We start from the raw sequence: 19,021 nt of genomic DNA, 5'->3' as shown, positions 1-19,021 counted from the left end.
GTCAGGCCCCGTCCGCGCCCGGCCGGCCGCGGGCGACGCCGAGGTGGTGGGCCACGGCCTCCCCCAGGGAGACCGCGTCGACGGCGACGGTGACGATCGTGGCGCCCTCGGCGGCGAGGTCGGCGGCCTCCTCGCCGCTGGAGGCGTGCACCCCGACCGGCACGCCCGCGACGCCGGCGCGGGCGACGATCGAGGACAGCACCTCCCGCAGCCGCGCGCGGTCCCCGTCGCCGGCCAGCCCCAGGGACAGGGACAGGTCGCCGGGGCCGACGTAGACCCCGTCCACCCCCTCCACGGCGAGGAGGGCGTCGAGGTCGTCGAGCGCGGTCGCGGTCTCCACCATGGCGACGACCAGCGGCTCGTCGGCCCCGCCGGACAGCCGGCCGATCGACCGGCTCCCGGCCGGTGCGTATCGGCCGGCGGCCACCACCTCCCGGGCGTGCCCGGCGTCGCGCACGCTCGGCACGATGACGCCCCGCGCGCCGAGGTCCAGCGGCCGCCCCACGTCGGCGAACCCGGGGCTGCGGGTCCGGACCAGCGGCACGGCGCCGGCCGCGGTGATCGCCGCGGTGATCCCCGGCAGCTCGGCCTCGGTGGCGGCGCCGTGCTGCAGGTCGACGACGACGAAGTCCGGGCCGGTGCGGGCGAGGACCTCGGCGGTCACCGCGCCGGGCAGCAGGCTCCACAGGCCGTGGCAGGCCCGGCCCGCCGCCCACCGGCGCCTCAGGTCGACCTCGCTGAGCGCCATCCGCGGCCCCCCTCCCGCCCCGGCCCGGCGGCACCCCCGCCGGAGCGCCGGACCGGGACCTCGTCCGGTGGCCGATCCTGCCGCACCGGCCCGGTGGCCGCGGGGTGACGGAGCGGTGACGACGGCGGTGACGGGCCGGTGACGGGGCCATGACGCGCGCCCCGGAACCTGGGGCGGCCGGTCCGGGGCGGTGCCGGGACCGGCCACGGGGGGTGGTCACCGGGCCGCGGTCGACGGCGGCGGGGCAGCGACGGCACCCGGGAGGTTGGCCATGACCGAGGCGGGGCAGCGGCGGCGGGAGCTCCGGGTGGCCGTCGTCCTCAACGGCGGGGTGAGCCTCGCGGTGTGGATGGGCGGGGTCACGCACGAGCTGGACCTGCTCCGGCGGGCGTCGCGGGTCGCCGCGGGCGCGGCCGAGGAGGACGTCGGCGGCGTGGCCGGGCACGACCGGGCGGTCTTCGACGCGTGGGTGGACCTCTGCCGCGGCTCCGACGTCGGTGAGGTCGTCGTCGACGTCATCGCCGGCACCAGCGCCGGCGGGCTCAACGGCACGCTGCTGGCCGCGGCGGTCGCCCGCGGCGTGCCGCTGGACCCGCCCGGCGGCGGGCCGCGGCCCCGGCTGCGCGACATCTGGGACACCAGCGCGCGCCTGGAGCCCGGCGCCCTGCTGCGGGGCGAGGACGTGCAGCCCGCCCTGGCCAGCGTCCTGGACGGTGACTTCTTCCGGCGGGAGATCGAGCAGGTGGTGACCGGGATCGACGGCTCCGGCCGGCCCGGTCGCCGGGACCCGGTGACCCTGTTCGTGACCGCCACCGCCCTCGGCCGGTCCGACCGCGACCACCGGGACTCCTTCAGCCGGCGCTTCGCGGTGGCCGACCACCGCCGGCTCTACCGCTTCCGCCGCACCGAGGACGAGCGGGTCGGCTACGCCCCGGGCGACGGGCCGCCGGCGACCTGGTGGCGGGGCGGCGACGCCGGGCCCCTCGTCGACGACTTCGCCCCCGCCGACCCCTCGGCCGCGAAGGCCCTGGTGACCGCCGCGCGGGCCTCCGCCTCGTTCCCGCTGGCGTTCACCCCGGTGCAGGAGGGCCCCGACCTGGCCCACCGGCGCGTGCTGCCGGCCAGCACCCTCGAGCCCGACGGGGGGCGCTGGCTCGTCGACGGCGGCATCCTGGACAACGCGCCGTTCCAGCCGGTCCTCGACGCCATCGCCCGCCGGCCGGCCACGGAGCCGGTCCGGCGCCTGCTCGTCTACGTCGTCCCCTCCCGGGGGGCGGAGCCGCCGTCGCTGGACGATGCCGCGCCGGGCGGGGCCGCCGGGGCGGAGCACCCGGCGTGGCCGGCGATCCTCGGCGCCGCCGTCGGCTTCCCGCGGGAGGGCGACGTCCGCGCCGACATGGAGTACGCCGCCGAGCTCCTCGGGGCCGGCGAGGCGACCGACGTCCGCCCCGAGGTGGGCCCCGAGGCGCTGTTCCGGGAGGAGGTGGACGGCCCGACGCACGCCGCGGACGGGCTGTTCGAGCAGTACCGGCGGGCGCGGGCGGTCGGCGGGCTGCAGGACGTGCGCGAGACGCTCGCCCGCGCCCGCGCGGACAGCGCGGTGGTCCTGGCGCCCTCGGCCGGGGTGCGACCGGCCGAGCTGTGCGCGCGCGACCTGCCCTGGGCCCCGCCCCCCGACCCGGACGCCGCCTTCGCCCCCGGCCCGTGGCGCTGGGGGCTGGGCACGGCGGAGCGGGTCTGCCGGCTCCTGGTCCGCGACCTCTGGGACCGCGACGACGTCGAGCCCGCCGCGATCCGGGACGTCGACGCCGCCCTCCTGCGGGTCGAGGCCGTCCGGGACGCGGTGGCCGCCCGGCTGGCCGCCGACGCGGCGAGCGCCCCCGAGGACGCGCTCGGCCTCGTGGACTGGGCTGCGGCGCGGATCGCCGGGCTGCGGGTGCAGGAGGCGCTGACCCACTGCCTGTCCGCGGCGAGCGCGGCCTACGCGGCGGCCCGCCGGGGGGCGGTGGCCGACGACACCGCCCGCCGGGCCGGCCTGGTGGTGGAGGTGGCCACGCAGGCCTTCACCGCCCACCACCGGTTCCAGCGGACGGCGCAGTTCGAGTTCCTCCGGCTCGGGCCCGACGTCGAGAGCCCGCTCGCGGACACGACGCCCGAGGCGCAGGCGGCGGCGCGCGCGTGCGGGGACGACAAGCTCTACGGCACCCGGCTGCGGCACTTCGCGGCGTTCGGCCTGCCCGGGTGGCGGGCCTGGGACTGGACCGCCGGGCGGCTGGACGCGCAGGCGCACCTGGCCCGGGCGGTGCGCGGCGGGGACGTGGCGGCGTGGACCGCGGCGGTGCAGGCCCGCACGGTCCGCGCCGAGCTGGGGCTCTCGCCCGGGGAGTGGGCGGACCGGCGCGACCGCCTGCACCGGACCACCGACGGCGACCTGCTCGCCGACCTGCGGGAGGACGAGCACGGCCGGGACCTCGTCGCCGCGGTGGCCGACGCGGTGATGCGCGCCCTGCCGCAGCCGCTGGCCCTGGACCGGCCCGGCGCGGTCGTCAACGCCCTGCTGGCGCGCCGGCCGCTGCGCTGGTGGTTCCTGCCGTGGGCGCCCGTGCTCCGGCTGCCGGCGCGGATCGTGTGGCGGCACCGGGTCGCCGGCGTGGGCCGCCGGTCGCCCGACGGGCGCGCGGTGGTCCGGGGCGACCGGCGGTGAGGAGGGCCCCGGTCAGCACGCCACCCGGCCAGGCCGGCCGGGCAGGAGCCCCCGGACGAGCCCGGCCATCCGCTCGGTGGGCGCGACGCCGAGCTCGTCCCGCAGCAGCTGCGCGAACAGCCGGTGCGCCCGCAGCGCCTCGGAGGGGTTGCCCTCGGCGAGGTGGACGCGCACCAGCGTGCGGTGGGCGCTCTCCCGCAGGGGCTCGGCGCGGACGGCCAGGTGGGCGGCCTCCAGCGCCTCGGCGTAGCGCCGCGCCGCCGCCAGCCGGCCGGCGGCCACCTCCAGCGCGTGCAGCCGGAGCTGGCGCAGCCGCTCGCGCTCGAGCAGGACCCAGTCGTCGTACCACCCGGGGAGCAGCTCCCCCCGCAGCGCCACGTCGGGCAGCGCGACGTCCTCGACGTCCGAGCCGGGGTCGGTGGCGCGCCGGGCCCACGCCTGCAGCTCCCGGACGTCGACCCGCACCCAGCCGGCCAGCGACAGGACCTCCCCGGAGACCTCCACCAGGCCCGGGGCGGCCCGGCGCAGCCGCCACAACCCCGAGCGCAGGCTGGCCAGGGCCTGCTCGTCGAGGACGTCGGGCCAGAGCAGACCGGCCACGGCGGGCCGGGCGGTGCGCTCCGCGAGGCACACGTGCGCGACCAGCCGCTGGACACCCGGTGACAGGGCGCAGCCGCGGCCCCGCACGGCTCCCTCGTGGGGCGCGGGCCCGGTCTCGAGCGAGAACCCGTCGAGCAGGGTGATCCGTGCCGCTGGTGTGGTGACCACTCGGGGCACCTCCCTGGTGCGCGCCTGGTGCGCGAGGTCGCGAGTCGGTGGTGCCCCTAGGGAGCACGGGCCGGGGGCGGAAATACACCGTCGCCGCGACGGGGCCTCACTACGCTGGGACGGCCGCCGCAGCGCGAGCCGGAGGGGGGACGGTGCGTGGACCCCGCAGCGGACGACCACGGCGTGCCCGAGCTGGTCGCCGGAGCGCTCGACGGCGACCCCGCCGCCTGGGACCGCCTCGTCGAGCGGTTCACCCCGCTCGTGCTGGCCGTCGTGCGGCGCCACCGCCTGCAGGACGCGGAGGCCCAGGACGTCGCGCAGACGGTGTGGCTGCGCCTGGTCGAGCACCTCGGGAGCATCCGGGAGCCGGGCGCGCTGCCGGGCTGGATCGCCACCACCACCCGGAACGAGTGCCTGCACGTGCTCCGGGGGCACCGCCTCGCCTCCCCCGCGGACCTCGACGCGCGGGGCGGGCCGGCCGACGGGGCCCCGGCACCCGACCACGACCTGCTGGCGGGTGAGCGGCACGAGGCCCTGCTCGGCGCGCTCGCCGAGCTCCCCGAGCGCCAGCGGGCGCTGCTGCTGCTGCTCATCGAGGACCCGCCGCTCCCCTACGAGGAGATCGGCCGCCGCCTCGGGATGCCGGTGGGCAGCATCGGCCCGACGCGGGCGCGGGCGCTCACGCGCATCCGGGCCCACCACGCGGTGCAGGCCCTGCTCGAGGCCTGACCCCGGCCGGGGTCAGAGGCGCACCCAGCGGGTCACCAGGACACCGGAGGGAGTGGTGCACCGCAGGCGGAGCGGGCCGGAGACCGGGCCCGCGAAGCGGAAGCGGCCCCACTCGTCGGCGGCCGTGCCCTCCGCCGCGCCGTCGGGCCGCACCAGGGTCACCTCCCCCCGGGTGGCCGGGACCAGCTGGCCGACCAGCCCGTCCGGCAGGTGCTCGAGCTCCACGGACAGCGCCCGCCCCTCGAAGACCAGGTCCCGGGCCCCGGCCGCGGCGCCGCGCACCCCCGCCGGCTCGTCGACCAGCGAGTCGTAGGCGAGCGCGGCCAGCTCGGCGTCGACCGTCCGCCACGAGAAGGCGGCGCGGGCGGCGGCGGCCATCGCCGGGGTGGGCGTGCCCGCCCGGTGCAGCGCCGAGCGCAGCTCGTCGAGCAGGGCGGCGTCGTCCAGGGTGCCGTGCTCGAAGGCGCCGTCGTCGAAGGCGCCGCCGTCCCCACCGGGGGTCGTCATGCCCGCCACCTCCTCCCCACCTGCCGGCCACGGCCGCAGCCCGCGCTGCAGCCGCATGGTGCCCCGTGGCGCGGAGCACCGCCACCAGCAGGGGCGGGTCGCCGGCCGACCACCCCCTCCTGCCGTGCGCCTCCCCCTCCAGAGCGTGCGGACCCCGCTCCTGATACCCGCCGGCCCCGGCACCGCCGCGCCGCGGGGCTCACCCCGCGCCGTAGGCGGTGACCGCGCACCAGTTCACGTACTGCCGCGGGTCGGCGGTGTCCAGGGTGGCCCGGGCGGCGTGCAACGCGTCGGCCGCCGACCGGCCCGCCGCCAGCCCGCGGTGCAGCTCCACCATGAGGCCCAGCGACTCCGCGTCGGCCAGCGCGACGGGGCTGGCGACGACGCCCGCCGTGCCCCGCGCCAGCAGGGCGCCGACGAACCCGAGCAGCTCGCCCCCGGCCAGGGCGGTGTCGGCGGCCGCGTCGCAGGCGGCCAGCACCACGCGCGCCGGCGCCAGGCCCCGCCGGTCCAGCTCGTGCACCGTGAGCCGGCCGTCGGCCAGCTCCAGGGCGGAGAAGGACGGGTTGTCCGCCCGTAGCCGGCCGTGGCAGGCGAGGTGGGCCAGGGCGGCGCCGGCCAGCGCCTCGGTCGTCGCCGCCACCGTCGCCGCCCCGCCGGTCAGGACGGCGGGCCGCTCGTGCAGCAGGCGCAGCGCGCCCACCTCGGCGACCGCCCCCGGCAGCCGCGGGCCGGCGACGAGCACCGCGGGAGCGGCCGCGCGGGGCCGCACCGTGGTGCGGGCCCACAGGGCCGCGGACGGCGCCACGCCCACCGGCCCGGGGTGCAGCGCCGACCAGGGCACGCGGTGGGTGGCCGCCTCGGGGACGACCACCAGCGCGACGTCCGGCGGCAGGCCGAGGGGCCGGACGAGCAGGTCGGCGAGCCGCCGCACCCCGTGCTCGGCGGCCGCCCGGGCGGCGGCGGCCGCGGCCGGGCGGGCGGGGCGGGTGAGCCGCCGGAGGGCGAAGAGCACGCTGTCGCACTCGAACCGCACCGGCTCGGCCGGTCCCAGCCGCACGAGCCGGCTGCGCCCCGCGTGCAGCACGACGGCGACCAGCTCCCCGCCGACGGCGGCGAGGGAGGCCAGCGCGCGGCCGTCGAGCCGCCGGCGCAGCTCCGCGGCCGTGCAGACCGGCGCCGGGCCCCCGCCCGACCCGGACCGCTGCCAGGTGCGGCGCCGGATGCGGGCCTCGGCCGCGGCCTGGCGGGCCCGCAGGTCCGGCGGCTCCTGGCCGGTCTCGCGCAGCGCCTGCGCCAGCTCGGCATGCACGAGCCGCAGTTCGGCGAGGTCGGCCGGGAGCCCGTCGGGGGCCGGTGGCTCCGCGGTGAGCAGGGCCGCCGCGCGGGTCCGCTCCATCCACCCCAGCACGCGCAGCGGGGAGCCGGAGCGCAGCAGCGTCTCGAGGCCCAGCCGGCCCAGCTCCACGCCGTGCCCGGAGGCGAGCGCCCGGAGCTCGGTCGAGCCCAGGGCGGCCCGGTGGCGCGCCAGGTCGGCCAGGCCGGCCCGGCAGTGCCGCAGGACGGCGTCGTCGCGGCCGGCCAGCCGCTCGGCGCGGGCCGCGGCCAGGCGCCCGCGCACCCGCAGGAGCACCGGGCCGTGCCGGCTGCGGTCGCGGGCGGCCCCGTAGCACCGGCGCGCCACCCGGGGGCGGTCGAGCTGCTCGGCCAGCCGGCCCGCGGTCAGGTGCGCCGCCGCGGCCGCCGACGGGGTCCCCGACCGGTCGAGCACCCCGGCCGCCCGCGCCGCGCGCCGGAGCACCGGCACGTCGGCCGTCCCCTGCTCGAGGGCGGCCTGGGCGCCCAGCACCGTCGCCCGGGCGGCCCACGCCGTCCGGCGCTGCCGCCGGAACTGCTGCTCGGCCTCCGCCGCGACCGCCCGCGCCACGCAGGCCTCGCCGGCGAGCAGCGCCGCCTGCGCCACGGTGAGCCGGGCCTCCGCGGCGAGCAGCCCGACCCCCTGGGCGTCGAGCTCCGCGGCGGCGCGCGCGGCGACCTCGCGGGCCTCCGGGAGCAGCCGGAGCTCGGCCAGGACGTCGGCGTGCTCCATGGCGTACTCGCCGAGCGGCACGTCCGTGCCGGCGAACAGCTGCGCGGCCCGGTCGAGCTCGGCGAGCCCCTCGGCCGGCCGCCCGCTCTGCGCCAGCACCAGGCCCCGGTTGTGGGCCGCGAAGGCGTACAGCGAGGGGCCGATCCCGGCCGCCAGCTCCTCGGCGTGGTCCAGGTGCCGCAGGCTCTCGTCGAACCGGCCCGCGGCGGCGGCGACCAGGGCCAGGTTGTTCGCGGCGCTGCCCCGGTTGTCGAGCGTGGCCGCGGGGTCGGCGAGCACCCGGCGGTAGGACGCCGCCGCCGGCTCCAGCCGGCCGAGGTTGTGCAGGAGGACGGCCCGCATGAACTCCACCGCGGGGGGCGGCCGGCCGTCACCGCGCGCCGCCCGGTCGAGGTCGCGCACGCAGGCGGCGACGCGCCCGAGCTCCAGGACGACCGCCGCCCGCGTGACGAGCAGCTCCGGGAGCCGCCGGGTCAGCCCGGCGCGGTGGGCCAGGCGGACCGCCTCGTCGAGCAGCCGGAGGGCCTGCCCGTTCTCCCGCCGCGCCCGCGCCGCCCAGGCCAGCGCCCGCAGCGCGACGACCAGGGCCTCCCGGTCACCGGCCCGGCGGGCCTCCGCCACGAGACCGGCGGCCACCGGCCCGAACCGCCGCGGGTCGCCGACCACCCCGTCGTAGGCCTCCTGGGCGCGTATCAGGAGGCGGGCCGCCGCCTCTTCCGCTGTGACGGTGGTCACATCACGATTCTGCCGGGTCGTCGGCTCGCCGAGGAGGAGATGCGAGATGCCTGAGGTCCCCGTGTTCCGCCACGCCCCGCAGGACAGGCGCACCCCCGGCCAGATCCGGCAGCAGCGCGCGGCCGTGCGGGTCCAGATCGACCGCTGGGTGCAGCAGACCACCGACGGCGCGCGGCGCCGGGCCCTGGAGGCCCGTGCCCTCACCGTGCTGCGGGACCGGCAGGGCGCGGCGGGGACGGCCCGGTTCGAGGTCGAGGACGACGAGTACCCGGTGGCACCGAACCGGCTGGTCGTGCGCCGGGAGGACGCGGCCGGCGTCCTCGCGGAACTTCGCGACCGGTACGCGCCGTACGAGGTCCCCGTCCCGGACCTCGAGGAGATCTGCGTCCTGCAGGACGTCGGGGCCGGCCCGCGGCGCCTGCGCTCGTCGGGGTCGGTGGCCCGTGCCCTCCCCGCCGGGCGCGTGGCGCCCAGCCACGTGGTGCTGCTCGGCGCCGTCCGCAAGGCCGAGGGCGGGCCGGAACCCTCCGGGCCGCAGGACGGCGGGCTGTGGGAGCGCGGCCCGGCGCAGGGGCGCGGGGACGGCGGCCCGGACGCCCCGTTCGTGGTGGTCGTCGACAACGGGGTGACCGCCGAGTGCCGCGCCGACGGCTGGCTGGCCGGCCTCGCCCGCACCGACAACCTGGACCTGCTCGACGTCGTCCCGCAGGACTCCTTCCTCGACCTCGGGGCCGGGCACGGCACCTTCGTGGCCGGCATCGTGCAGCAGGTCGCGCCGGCCGCCCGGATCGACGTGCGCCGCGCGCTCGACACCGACGGGGTGGGCGACGAGGTCGAGGTGGCGCGGGAGATCGTCCGCGCCGCGGCGGACGGCGCCGACATCGTCAACCTCTCCCTCGGCTTCGCCACCCCCGACGGCGAGGAACCGCCCCTGGCCCTCGAGGCCGCCGTCCGGGCCGCGATCCGGACCGCCCGGGAGCGGGGGCGGCACCTGCTGCTCGTCTGCGCCGCCGGCAACTACGGCGACGAGCGCCTCGTCTGGCCCGCGGCGTTCTGCCGGGACCCCGAGTTCGCCGAGCACGTGGTCGCCGTGGCGGCCCTCCGCCTCGACCACGACGACGACACGCACGTGGTCGGCGCCGAGTGGTCCACGCGCGGGTGGGTCACCTGCTCGACACCGGGGCAGGGCGTCGTCTCGACCTACGTGGTGGGCCGGGAGTCGCCGCGGGGTGACGTCCACGGGCCCGACTGCTTCCCCCCGAACGCGTGGGCGACGTGGAGCGGCACCTCGTTCGCGGCCCCGCAGGTGGCCGGGGCGATCGCCCGCCTCGTGCAGGAGGACGGCCTCACGGCGCGCGAGGCGTGCGACGCGCTGCTGAGCTCCGGCCGGGCGGTGGTCGACGGCTACGGCACCTCGCTGCGCATCCTGCCGGTCTGAGCCCGAACCTCCGGCGGCCACCGGGCCGGTGGGCCGCTGCCGGTCGGGTGCCGCGGTGACGCCCCGGTGACGCGGGGCGCGCAGGATCGGGGGCGGCCGTCGCGGGGCGACCCGATCGGGTGCGGCCGGGACGGGCCGACGGGAGGCGAGCGCGATGACGGCCACGGCTGTCGGCCACCCGGCGGCGCGCGCCGCCGGGAGCCGGTCCGCCGGGCGGGAGGGGCAGTGACCGCGCCCGCCCCCGGCGGCGACCGCTGCGGGGTCTGCGTCGTGCGGGTGTGGCCCCACGGGGACGGCGTGGTCATCCGCGTCCTGTCGCGGACCGACGTCGAGCGGTGGGCGACCGAGGACCGGTGGACGGTCGCCGACGTCGACGACGCGCTGGTGCTGCTGCGCCGCTTCCTCGTGGCGGCGGCGACGGTCCGGGAGCCGGGCCCGCCGCTGCCGCGGTGAGGCGGGGGGCGGGGTCAGCCGCCTGCGGGCACCCGGGAGGAGCGCGGCCGGAGGTCCCGCACGAGCCGGGCCATCTGCTCGCTGGGCTGGACGCCGAGCTCCTCGGCGAGGAGCACCCGGAACCGGTCGGCGGACCGCAGCGCCTCGGCGAGGTTGCCCTCCTGCAGGTGCACGCGGACCACCGCGCGGTGCGCGCTCTCCCGCAACGGCTCGGCGCGGACCGCGGCGTGGGCCGCCTCCAGCGCGTCGGCGTACCGGCCGGCCGCCGCCAGCCGGGCGGCGGCCTGCTCCAGGGCGTGCATCCGCACCTGCCGCAGCCGCTCCCGCTCGAGCAGGACCCAGTCGTCGTACCAGCCGGGCAGCAGGTCCCCGAGGAGCCCACCGGGCACCTCGACGTCCTCCGGGCCCGCGTGCGGGTCGCGGACCCGGCGGGCCCAGTCCTGCAACTCCCGCACGTCCACCCGGACGCCCTCGGCGAGCGCGAGGGTGCACGCCGACACCTGGACGAGCCCGGGGGCGACCTTCTGCAACCGCCACAGGGCCGACCGCAGGCTGCCGTGGGCGTGGTCCTCCGGGACGTCGGGCCACAGCTGCCCGGCGACGGCCGCGCGCGGCGGCCGGCCGGACAGGCACAGGTGCGCCACCAGCCGCTGCACCCCGTGCGGCAGCTCCCCGTCGCCGGCCGGGGCGCCCGGTGGGCCGAGGTGCAGTCCGAAACCGTCCAGGAGCGTCACGCGGACCGGTGTCCCGACCCCCATCCCGACCACCCCCTGCCGAGCCGACGGTGCAGCCGAGCCGGACGACGACCCGGACGACGTCGGTTCGGAACATAGGACGGTTCGGTGGCGCACCGTCAGGGTCTAACTACCCGGCGATCCCGGATCCGGGTGGAGGAGGCCCGCGAGCCACTCCTCCACGGCGGCCACCACGGCCCCGGGGGAGGCGACGACCGCGACCGTCGCCTGCCCCGGGGTGCCGTCGGGGGCGCCGGCGGAGGCGTCCCCCACCGCCGTCAGGCGCGCACGGAAGGCGCCCTCCCCCTCGAACCACACCCGGATGAGGATCGCGCTGCTCCGGTCGTCGGTCACGGCCGCCTCCCCGGGTCGACGCCGCCGCCGGGGAGGCGGTGCGGCAGCCGGCCGCCGCACCCGCGGCAGCCGGCGACCCCACGGTGCCCGGAGGGCCCCGCCGGGGCACTCCCCCGGCCGGGTGACGCCGGCGTCGCGGCTCACCCCCGGGTGAAGGTGCCCAGCCCCTCCCGGTCGTAGAAGTCCAGCCGCACGCTCGTCACGCGCCCGTCCGGGCCGGTGGCGAACAGGGCGCCCGCGAGACCGTTGGCGTTCTCGCCGGTGGTCTCGAAGGTGAACGTGTCCCCCGAGTGGTGGGTCAGCGGGAACGTCGTGGGGGCCCCGGGCGGGCCCATCGCCATGGTCAGGGCTCCCCCGTCGGCGGTCACGGTGAGCGGCCCGTAGTAGGAGTTGTCGTAGGTCCCGGTGTAGGCGTCGAGCGGCCGGGCCGGTGCCGGGTCGGCGGGCGGCTGCGTCCAGTCGGTCTCCGGGGCGTCGGCCGCCTCGATCTGCGCGAAGACGCCGGAGGTGAAGGTGAGCCAGTCGACGGTGGGCTCGCCGTGGTTCGCGACGTCGAAGAAGCCGGCGGCGATGGCCTCGGGGATCCCCTCGGGGTGGCCGTTGGTGAGGACGACGATGCCGAGGTCCTCGCCGGGGAGCATGAGGACCGTCGTGGCCGCGCCGAGGTTGAAGGCGCCGGAGTGCCCGATCTGCAGCCGTCCCCGGTCGTCGTAGGAGACGTTCCAGCCCAGGCCGTAGAAGCCGGTGCGCGCCTCGGGTGTCGCGGGTGGGCCGGAGACCGAGTGCGGGACGTGCGTCTCGGCCAGCGCGTCGGCGTCGATGACCTGCGTGCCGTCGTGGACACCGCCGGCCAGCTGCAGCCGCACCCACTGGGCGAGGTCCCGCACGGAGGAGCTGGCGCCGCCGGCGGGCGCCTCGGCGTCCGCGTCCCGGGTGTAGCGCGCCTCCCACGTCCCGTCGCCGGTCGGCACGTGGAGGACGGCCTTGTTCGCCGCGGCCTCGTAGTCCTCGTGGCGGTAGCTGGTCGCGGTCATCCCCAGCGGTTCGAAGAGCACCTGCCCGGCCAGGTCCTCCCAGGCCGTGCCGGTGGCGACGGCCGCGGCCTCCGCGCCGGCCGTGTACCCGAAGTTGCTGTAGTTGTAGCTGGACCGGAAGGGGTCCAGGGGCTGCTGGTCCAGGTGCGCCAGGATGTACTCCCGGTCGAAGCCCAGGTCCTCCAGCAGGTCCCCCGCGCCCGTGTGCAGGCCGCTGCGGTGGGAGAGCAGGTCGGCGACGGTGGCGTGCTCGGTGACGTAGGGGTCGCCGAGCGCGAACGAGGGGTCGTGCTGCCGGACCGGGTCGTCCCACCCGAGCGCGCCCCGCCCGACGACACCGGCGACCACGGTGGAGGCCAGCGGCTTGGACACCGAGGCCAGCTGGAAGACGGTGTCCGGGTCGACCGCCCCCGGCTCGCCCACCTCCCGGACCCCGTGGCCCTCGGCGTGCACGACCCGGTCCCGGTGGACGACGGCGACGGCCACGCCGGGGACCCCGGTCCGCTCCATCGCGTCGGCCACCAGCCCGTCCAGCGCGGCCACGGCGGAGTCGACCTGCTGCTGCGTGAGCAGGGGCGGCACCTGGACCGGCGGGGCGGTGGGCAGCGTCGAGCCGGGCGGCACGGTGGGCTCCGCGGGGGCGGCCACCGCCCCGACCGCGGCCCAGACCGCCGTCGACGCCGCCACCGCGGCGACGACCGCCGCTGCACCCGCCGAGCGCAGCAGCCGGGGCCGCGGCGGCCGGCGGGGGTCCGGGAGGGGTGCGCTGCGCGGGTTCGGCACGGTGCACGATCCAGACTGGCACCGCGGTCCGGCGCCCGGTCGTGAGCGCCACGGGCGGGGCCGGCCGGGCGCACGGCTCGCGGAGCACCCGTGGTGAGCCGGGACCGTAGCCCCGCGGCGGAGCGGCCGTCCAGGACCGTCGGCGCGGGCCCGCCGGCGGCACCGGGCGCTCAGGCGTGACCGGCGGCGCGCAGCTCCCGCACGCAGGCCCGTTCCAGGGACCACTGCCGGCGCACGCGGGCCAGCAGGCCCGGGACGGGCTCGAGCTCCCGGGGACCGGACCGGCGCGCGTCGGCGAGCCGGCCGTCGGCGTAGCGCCCCGTGGTGGTGTGCACCGTCCAGCGCTCCACGTCGGGGACCGACACCTCCTGCCCGACCAGGACCGCCGGACCCCGCACGCCGGTCGGGGCGTCGCGCAGGGGCACCGGGTCGGCCTCCCAGTCGGCCACCCGGACGGTGCCGACGTGCAGCCCGCCGTCGTCGACGGCGAGGACGGCGTCGGTCGGCCCCTCCCTGCGCCGCGTCCCGCCCACCCGCACCGGGTCGAGCACGAGGACCAGCCGCGGCAGGTACCACCAGTGCTCCCGGCGGAGCATCGGCGAGTCGGCCAGCGCCCGGGACGGCGGGTGCTTGCGCAGCTCCTGGTCGAGCAGCCGCTCGGTGAACAGCGACCCGTCGCCGTCCTCGACGAGCGCGGGGCGCCCGGACAGCACCAGCGGCCGCCACGCCGACCCGGTGAGCCGGGGGTCGGACAGGACCAGCGCGACCTCGCCCGCCGACGCCGCGGACCGGGCCGTGGCGGCCTGCGCCCAGGGCAGGGCGACCACCGGCCGGTCGTCGAGCACCAGGGGGACGACGCCCGTCGCGCCGGGCGGCCCGCCCGGCGTCCGCCACAACAGTTCGGCCACACCGGCCGAATGCACTGCTCGTGCGGTTGTGGGGTCCATCGGGGAGTTGTCTACTCCCCTGCAGCGGCGGCGACGGGGCCGCCCCGTCCGAGGAGGTGCCGATGCCGGCATTCGTCGTGGGCGCGGTGGTCGGGATCCTGTTCTTCGTCGGGTACCGCTACTACTCGTCCTACCTGGCCCGGAGGGTCTACGCCCTCGACCCGGCCTTCGTCACCCCGGCGCACCGGTTCAACGACGGCGTGGACTTCGTGCCGACCAACAAGCACGTCCTGTTCGGCCACCACTTCACCTCCGTGGCCGGCGCCGCGCCGATCGTCGGGCCGGCGATCGCGGTGTTCTGGGGCTGGGGCCCGGCGCTGGCCTGGATCGTGCTGGGGACGATCTTCGCCGCCGGCGTGCACGACTTCGGCTCCCTGGCCGTCTCGGTCCGGCACAAGGCCAGGAGCATCGGGACCCTCGCGGGCGAGGTGATCAACGGCCGCGCCCGGATGCTGTTCCTCGCGATCATCTTCTTCCTGCTGACCCTGGTGAACGCGGTGTTCGCGGTCGTCATCGGCAACCTGTTCGTCGCCAACCCGGGCGCGGTGATCCCGATCGTCCTGGAGATCCCGCTGGCGATCTTCATCGGCATCTACATCTACCGGACCCGCTCCTCGGCCCTGCTCCCGTCGATCGTCGGGGTGCTGGTCCTGTACGCGCTGATCCTCGTCGGCAACGCGTTCCCGATCTCCCTGGACGGGTGGGCCGAGGCGCTGGGCTTCGAGCAGACCCGCAACCTGTGGGTGGTCCTGCTGTTCGCCTACACCTGGGTGGCCTCGCGCATCCCGGTGTGGGTGCTGCTGCAGCCGCGCGACTACATCAACAGCCACCAGCTGTTCATCGCCCTCGGCGTGATCGCCCTGGGCGTGATCGTCGGGATGGACACCATCGAGGCGCCGGTGGTCAACGACGTCCCCGAGGGGGCACCGAGCTTCTTCCCGTTCCTGTTCATCACCATCGCCTGCGGCGCCATCTCGGGGTTCCACTCCCTGGTGGCCTCCGGGACGTCGTCGAAGCAGCTCGACAAGGAGACCGACGCCCGCTACGTCGGCTACATGGGTGCCGTCGGCGAGGGTTCGCTGGCCACCGGCTCGGTGCTGGCGACCACCGCCGGCGTGGCCGCGACGCAGGCCGACTGGGAGGCCCTGTACCCCGACTTCGCCACCGCGTCGGGCGGGGCGACCGGCAACTTCGTCAACGGCGTCGCCGAGTTCGCGAACAACCTCGGCGTCCCGCTGGACCTCGCGACGATCTTCGCCGCCGTCGTCGTCATCAGCTTCGCCGCGACGACCATGGACACCGGCGTCCGGTTGCAGCGCTACGTCGTGCAGGAGATCGGCGAGCTCACCGGCATCCGGGTGCTGGCGCGCAACCTCACCCTCGCCACGACGGTCGCCGTGGTCATCCCGCTGGCCATGGCCCTGCTGCCCGGCGGCGGCGAGGCCGGCTACACCTTCGGCGTCCTCTGGCAGCTGTTCGGGACGACGAACCAGCTGACCGCCGGCCTGGCGCTGTCGGTGATCGCGGTCTGGGTCACCCGCCGCGGCCGGAACCCGGTGGCGGTGCTGGTCCCGCTGGTGTTCCTGCTGGTGATGACGTCGTGGGCGCTGATCACCAACCTGCGCAACTTCGTCGAGGCCGGCCAGTGGGTCCTGGCGCCCCTGGACGCGGTGATCTTCGTCCTGGCGATCTGGCTGATGGTCGAGGCCGCGCTCTCGCTGCGGTCGGCGTTCCGGGACCGCGGGCGGGCGGTGCCCGCCGAGGACCCGACCGGGGGCGGGGAGGAGTCGGCGGTGGCCCGGGCCAACCCGGAGCACGGGGACTCCACCGCCGGTCCCACCGAGGGCCCGGGCGGGCGAGCCGGGCGGTGAGCTCCCGCGTCGTCCTCGTCCGCGGCACCCGCTCGGCGGCCCCGGCCGCCGGCGGGTGCTGCGGCGGAGACGTCCGCCTCTTCGACGAGGGCGGCGGCGCACACCGCCACCCGCCGCCCGCGGACGACGTCGGCGCGGTCTACCGGGCGCTGCGCTCCGCCCTCCCCGCCGACGTGGACGTCCAGGTGGTGTCGCCGTCCAACTGGCTGTGGCTGCTGCCCGAGCTCGTGCGGGGCGGCCGCCGGCGCGGCCTGCGCGGCGCCGCCCTGCGCCGGTCGGTCCGGGCGGGCATGGCGGTGTCGTCGGTGCTCGTCGACGGCGTGCCGGTGGCCTCCGGTGGCCTGCCCGAGCCGGCCGAGGTGGTGGCGCTGGTCGGCCGGCGGCTCGCGCCGCGCTGACCCGCGGGGGCCCGGCCGTGGCGCTCGCTCGACCGGCGGCAGCGGCAGGTCCTCGCCTGCACCCGGTCGGCCAGCGCGCTGGTGTTCTTCGACCAGACCGCGGTGACCGTCGCGCTGCCCGCCATCGGACGCGAGTGCGGGGCCCGGACCGACGACCTGCAGTGGGTGGTCACGTCCTAACTGCTGGTGCTGGCCGCCCTCATGGTGGTCGCCGGCCGGGTGGGCGACGCGTGGGCGTCGGCGCGGCCCTGGCCCCGCTGGTGCTGAGCACCACGGTGGCGGCGGTCGGCGACCGGCGGCGCGGGGTGGGCGGCCACCGCGGCCGTCGACTGGCCGGGGGCGGTCCTCGCCGCGGCCGTCTGCGCCCTCGCCGCCGTCGTCGTGCGGCGGCGGATGCCCTCGCCGGCAGCCGCGCGCGGCCGGCCCGGTGGTGACGTCAGCCCTGGTGCGGGATCTTGAACGGCTGCATGGCGCCGGCGTCGATCACCGTGGTCGTCCCCGTGACGTAGCGCGCCTCGTCCGAGGCGAGGAAGAGGACGGCATTGCTGATGTCGACCGCCTCCACCCAGGGCACCGGGATGGCGTTGAGCGCCGTCATGCCCTCGGCCGCCTGCTCGCGGGTGGCGCCCTGCGCACCGCCCAGGAACAGCCCCCAGATGGCCTCGTTGGCCACCATCGGCGTGTCCACCGTCGTGGGGTGGACCGAGTTGACCCGGATGCGGTGCGGCGCGAGCTCGACGGCGAGGGTGCGCATCAGACCGGTGACGCCGTGCTTGGCTGCGGTGTAGTGCGCGAGGTTGGGAAAGGCGATCAGCCCCGCGATGGAGCTGGTCAGGACGATGGACCCGCCCTGCCCCCGCTCCACCATCGCAGGCGCGGTCGCCTTCACCGTCTTCCACACCCCGGTCAGGTTGATGTCGACGACGTCCTGCCACGTCTCCTCGGTGAGCTCCAGCGCCGGTGCGAAGCTGCCGATCCCGGCGTTGGCGCAGACGATGTCGATGTGGCCGAACTGCGCCAGCCCTTCGTCGACCACCGCCTGCAAGGAGGCCAGGTCCCGCACATCGGCCTTCCGGGCCACGATGCGCCGGTCGAGCGCCTCGACCTCCTTCACCGTCTGTGCCAGATCGGCCTCCGTCGCACCGGCGTAGGGCACCGTGTCGAAGCCGCGGCACACGTCCACCGCGATGATCTCGGCGCCCTCCTCGGCCAGCCGGACCGCGTGCGCGCGACCCTGTCCCCGGGCGGCTCCGGTGATGAAGGCGACTTTGCCCTCGACACGTCCCACGGCGCTCTCCTCCCCACGGCCCGGCAGCAGTTCGGCGCCAGGATGGGCGCCGAATCCATGACCGAGGTCACAGCCGGTGGTGCCGGTGCGCCCTGCTCCCGGCGGTTGCGGCGTGCCGTGACGGGGAACGGTCCGCGCAGCTGCGCACGGGTGCGCGGTCAGGCGGCCCCGACGGGGGCGTCCCAGTCGACGCGGTGCGCGCGGAACCAGGCCTGCGGGTCGCTGCCGCGGGCGGCGGCCCACCGCAGCGCCACGGGCATCACCAGGTCGCGGACGACCCGCCCCACCGCGGGGGGTGACTTGGCGCTGCTGGTCCGGAACCCCTGGGCGACGGCCCGCTCCACCCGCGTGCGGCGCAGCTGCTCGAACCGGGCGAGGGCCTGCGGGACGGGCAGGTCGCGCAGGCACCGGGCGAGGGTCACGGCGTCCTCGACGGCCAGCGACGCCCCCTGCCCGGCCGCGGGCGAGGTCGCGTGCGCGGCGTCGCCGATGAGGACGACCCGCCCGCCGTGCCACCGGCGCACCGTCGGCAGGTCGTAGGTGGTCCAGCCGCGCAGCGGGCCGGGCGTGGCCTCCACGAGGTCGGCCACCGGGGACCGGTCGGCCCGGTGCAGGTCGAGCAGCCGGGCGCGCCAGGCGCCGTCGTGGATGGCGGCGACCTCGCCGGGACCCGGCTCGACCGGCAGCGGCGGGTTGGCGAACCACCAGGTCTGACCGGTGGGCGCGGCCAGGTAGCCGGCGAACGCGCGCCGGCCGAAGACCATGGTGAGCCGGCCGACCTCGGCCCCCGGCGGGGTGTGGTCGGCGTAGCCGGCGGTGTTGAGCACCGGCACGTAGCGGGGCGGCGGGCAGCCGGGGTCCAGCAGGGCGCGCACCGTGGACCGCACCCCGTCGGCCCCGATCAGCAGGTCGGCGGACGCGGTGCCGCCGTCGGCGAAGGTCGCGGTCACCCCCTCGGGCGTGCTGCGCGCTCCGGTCAGGCGCGAGCCGTAGCGGATGTCGATGCCGCGGCGCAGGGCCTCGCCGTGCAGGGCGCGGTACAGGTCGGAGCGCTTCGCCGACACCCCCGGCGCCGCGCCGGGCGCCGGGCCGGCGGTGGGGACGGCACCCAGGACCCGCCCCGTCCCGCTGCGGAACTCGATCACCGGCGTGGGCACGCCCACCTCCAGCACGGCCCGGTCCGCGCCGATCGCCCGCAGCGCGTCCAACCCGTTGACCTGCACCCCGAGCCACGCGCCGACGTCCCCCGCGGGGGCGGCGTACGCCTCGTGGACGGTGGCCTCGACACCCACCCTCTGCAGGGCCATGGCGACGACGGGGCCGGCCACCCCGCCGCCGATCACCAGCGCGCGGACCGTGGGCACCGGCGCTCCCCCTTCCCGCCCCGCCGCCGGGGCCCCGTGGGCATCTCCTCACAGACCGCCGCCGGGAGCCACCCCTG

Annotated in this window: 16 protein-coding genes; 6 read left to right on the top strand and 10 right to left on the bottom strand. The window is 78.1% G+C overall.

Annotation, left to right across the window (positions count from 1 at the left end):
- Position 1 precedes the first annotated feature (1 nt).
- Positions 2 to 748 carry an HpcH/HpaI aldolase family protein gene (locus D0Z06_RS10755; RefSeq protein ID WP_117377359.1) on the bottom strand — a complete coding sequence of 249 codons (747 nt, stop codon included), beginning with the start codon at positions 746 to 748 and terminating at the stop codon, positions 2 to 4.
- A 271-nt stretch (positions 749 to 1,019) separates the two neighbouring features.
- Here D0Z06_RS10755 and D0Z06_RS10750 point away from each other — a divergent pair, with 271 nt between their 5' ends.
- Positions 1,020 to 3,452, top strand: coding sequence for a DUF3376 domain-containing protein (locus tag D0Z06_RS10750; RefSeq protein ID WP_117377358.1), 2,433 nt, complete (start codon positions 1,020 to 1,022; stop codon positions 3,450 to 3,452).
- Positions 3,453 to 3,464: 12 nt separating this feature from the next.
- Here D0Z06_RS10750 and D0Z06_RS10745 read toward each other — a convergent pair whose 3' ends face one another.
- On the bottom strand, positions 3,465 to 4,220 hold the full coding sequence (locus D0Z06_RS10745) for an AfsR/SARP family transcriptional regulator (protein ID WP_233517593.1): 756 nt from the start codon (positions 4,218 to 4,220) through the stop codon (positions 3,465 to 3,467).
- A gap of 156 nt (positions 4,221 to 4,376) precedes the next feature.
- On the opposite strand from D0Z06_RS10745, the gene D0Z06_RS10740 reads away from it, so the two are divergent.
- Complete coding sequence (locus D0Z06_RS10740; protein ID WP_117377357.1) at positions 4,377 to 4,949, top strand: RNA polymerase sigma factor; 573 nt, start codon at positions 4,377 to 4,379, stop codon at positions 4,947 to 4,949.
- A gap of 12 nt (positions 4,950 to 4,961) precedes the next feature.
- Here D0Z06_RS10740 and D0Z06_RS10735 read toward each other — a convergent pair whose 3' ends face one another.
- Positions 4,962 to 5,456 carry a hypothetical protein gene (locus D0Z06_RS10735; RefSeq protein ID WP_117377356.1) on the bottom strand — a complete coding sequence of 165 codons (495 nt, stop codon included), beginning with the start codon at positions 5,454 to 5,456 and terminating at the stop codon, positions 4,962 to 4,964.
- Positions 5,457 to 5,655: 199 nt separating this feature from the next.
- Entirely contained in the window at positions 5,656 to 8,280 is a 2,625-nt protein-coding gene (locus D0Z06_RS10730; protein WP_117377355.1) for a CHAT domain-containing protein, read from the bottom strand.
- 46 nt (positions 8,281 to 8,326) lie between these two features.
- Here D0Z06_RS10730 and D0Z06_RS10725 point away from each other — a divergent pair, with 46 nt between their 5' ends.
- Together D0Z06_RS10725 and D0Z06_RS10720 are read left to right on the top strand one after the other, a co-directional pair.
- A complete protein-coding gene (locus D0Z06_RS10725; protein WP_117377354.1) occupies positions 8,327 to 9,718 on the top strand; it encodes a S8 family peptidase in 1,392 nt (463 codons plus the stop codon).
- 225 nt (positions 9,719 to 9,943) lie between these two features.
- Positions 9,944 to 10,171, top strand: coding sequence for a hypothetical protein (locus D0Z06_RS10720; protein WP_117377353.1), 228 nt, complete (start codon positions 9,944 to 9,946; stop codon positions 10,169 to 10,171).
- Positions 10,172 to 10,185: 14 nt separating this feature from the next.
- Here D0Z06_RS10720 and D0Z06_RS10715 read toward each other — a convergent pair whose 3' ends face one another.
- The 4 genes from D0Z06_RS10715 to D0Z06_RS10700 all read right to left on the bottom strand — a co-directional run bounded on the left by D0Z06_RS10715 (position 10,186) and on the right by D0Z06_RS10700 (position 13,984).
- On the bottom strand, positions 10,186 to 10,905 hold the full coding sequence (locus tag D0Z06_RS10715) for an AfsR/SARP family transcriptional regulator (protein ID WP_370453305.1): 720 nt from the start codon (positions 10,903 to 10,905) through the stop codon (positions 10,186 to 10,188).
- 126 nt (positions 10,906 to 11,031) lie between these two features.
- Positions 11,032 to 11,259, bottom strand: a complete 228-nt coding sequence (locus tag D0Z06_RS10710; RefSeq protein ID WP_117377351.1) for a hypothetical protein — start codon at positions 11,257 to 11,259, stop codon at positions 11,032 to 11,034.
- A gap of 140 nt (positions 11,260 to 11,399) precedes the next feature.
- Positions 11,400 to 13,076, bottom strand: coding sequence for a serine hydrolase (locus D0Z06_RS10705; RefSeq protein WP_117377350.1), 1,677 nt, complete (start codon positions 13,074 to 13,076; stop codon positions 11,400 to 11,402).
- 170 nt (positions 13,077 to 13,246) lie between these two features.
- Positions 13,247 to 13,984, bottom strand: coding sequence for a pyridoxamine 5'-phosphate oxidase family protein (locus tag D0Z06_RS10700; RefSeq protein WP_117377349.1), 738 nt, complete (start codon positions 13,982 to 13,984; stop codon positions 13,247 to 13,249).
- A gap of 101 nt (positions 13,985 to 14,085) precedes the next feature.
- Here D0Z06_RS10700 and D0Z06_RS10695 point away from each other — a divergent pair, with 101 nt between their 5' ends.
- Positions 14,086 to 15,894, top strand: coding sequence for a carbon starvation CstA family protein (locus tag D0Z06_RS10695; RefSeq protein WP_117377348.1), 1,809 nt, complete (start codon positions 14,086 to 14,088; stop codon positions 15,892 to 15,894).
- Positions 15,891 to 16,292 carry a hypothetical protein gene (locus D0Z06_RS10690; protein WP_117377347.1) on the top strand — a complete coding sequence of 134 codons (402 nt, stop codon included), beginning with the start codon at positions 15,891 to 15,893 and terminating at the stop codon, positions 16,290 to 16,292. Before D0Z06_RS10695 ends, D0Z06_RS10690 begins: the two co-directional genes overlap by 4 nt.
- A 436-nt stretch (positions 16,293 to 16,728) precedes the next feature.
- Here the strand turns inward: D0Z06_RS10690 and D0Z06_RS10685 are convergent, their stop codons facing one another.
- Positions 16,729 to 17,580 (bottom strand): mycofactocin-coupled SDR family oxidoreductase, encoded by an 852-nt coding sequence (locus D0Z06_RS10685; protein WP_117377346.1) that lies wholly within the window; start codon positions 17,578 to 17,580, stop codon positions 16,729 to 16,731.
- 158 nt (positions 17,581 to 17,738) lie between these two features.
- On the bottom strand, positions 17,739 to 18,944 hold the full coding sequence (locus tag D0Z06_RS10680; protein WP_117377345.1) for an FAD-dependent oxidoreductase: 1,206 nt from the start codon (positions 18,942 to 18,944) through the stop codon (positions 17,739 to 17,741).
- Positions 18,945 to 19,021 lie beyond the last annotated feature (77 nt).

Source organism: Geodermatophilus marinus (assembly GCF_003428645.1).
Lineage (GTDB): Bacteria > Actinomycetota > Actinomycetes > Mycobacteriales > Geodermatophilaceae > Geodermatophilus.
The sequence above is the reverse complement of the archived record's forward strand: the minus strand, read 5'-3'. Positions and strand labels throughout refer to the sequence as shown.

What these genes read in the sequence shown, in the direction of transcription:
- D0Z06_RS10755 (WP_117377359.1), bottom strand. Translation starts at nt 748, where the DNA reads ATGGCGCTCAGCGAGGTCGACCTGAGGCGCCGGTGGGCGGCGGGCCGG.
- D0Z06_RS10750 (WP_117377358.1), top strand. Translation starts at nt 1,020, where the DNA reads ATGACCGAGGCGGGGCAGCGGCGGCGGGAGCTCCGGGTGGCCGTCGTC.
- D0Z06_RS10735 (WP_117377356.1), bottom strand. Translation starts at nt 5,456, where the DNA reads ATGACGACCCCCGGTGGGGACGGCGGCGCCTTCGACGACGGCGCCTTC.
- D0Z06_RS10725 (WP_117377354.1), top strand. Translation starts at nt 8,327, where the DNA reads ATGCCTGAGGTCCCCGTGTTCCGCCACGCCCCGCAGGACAGGCGCACC.
- D0Z06_RS10695 (WP_117377348.1), top strand. Translation starts at nt 14,086, where the DNA reads ATGCCGGCATTCGTCGTGGGCGCGGTGGTCGGGATCCTGTTCTTCGTC.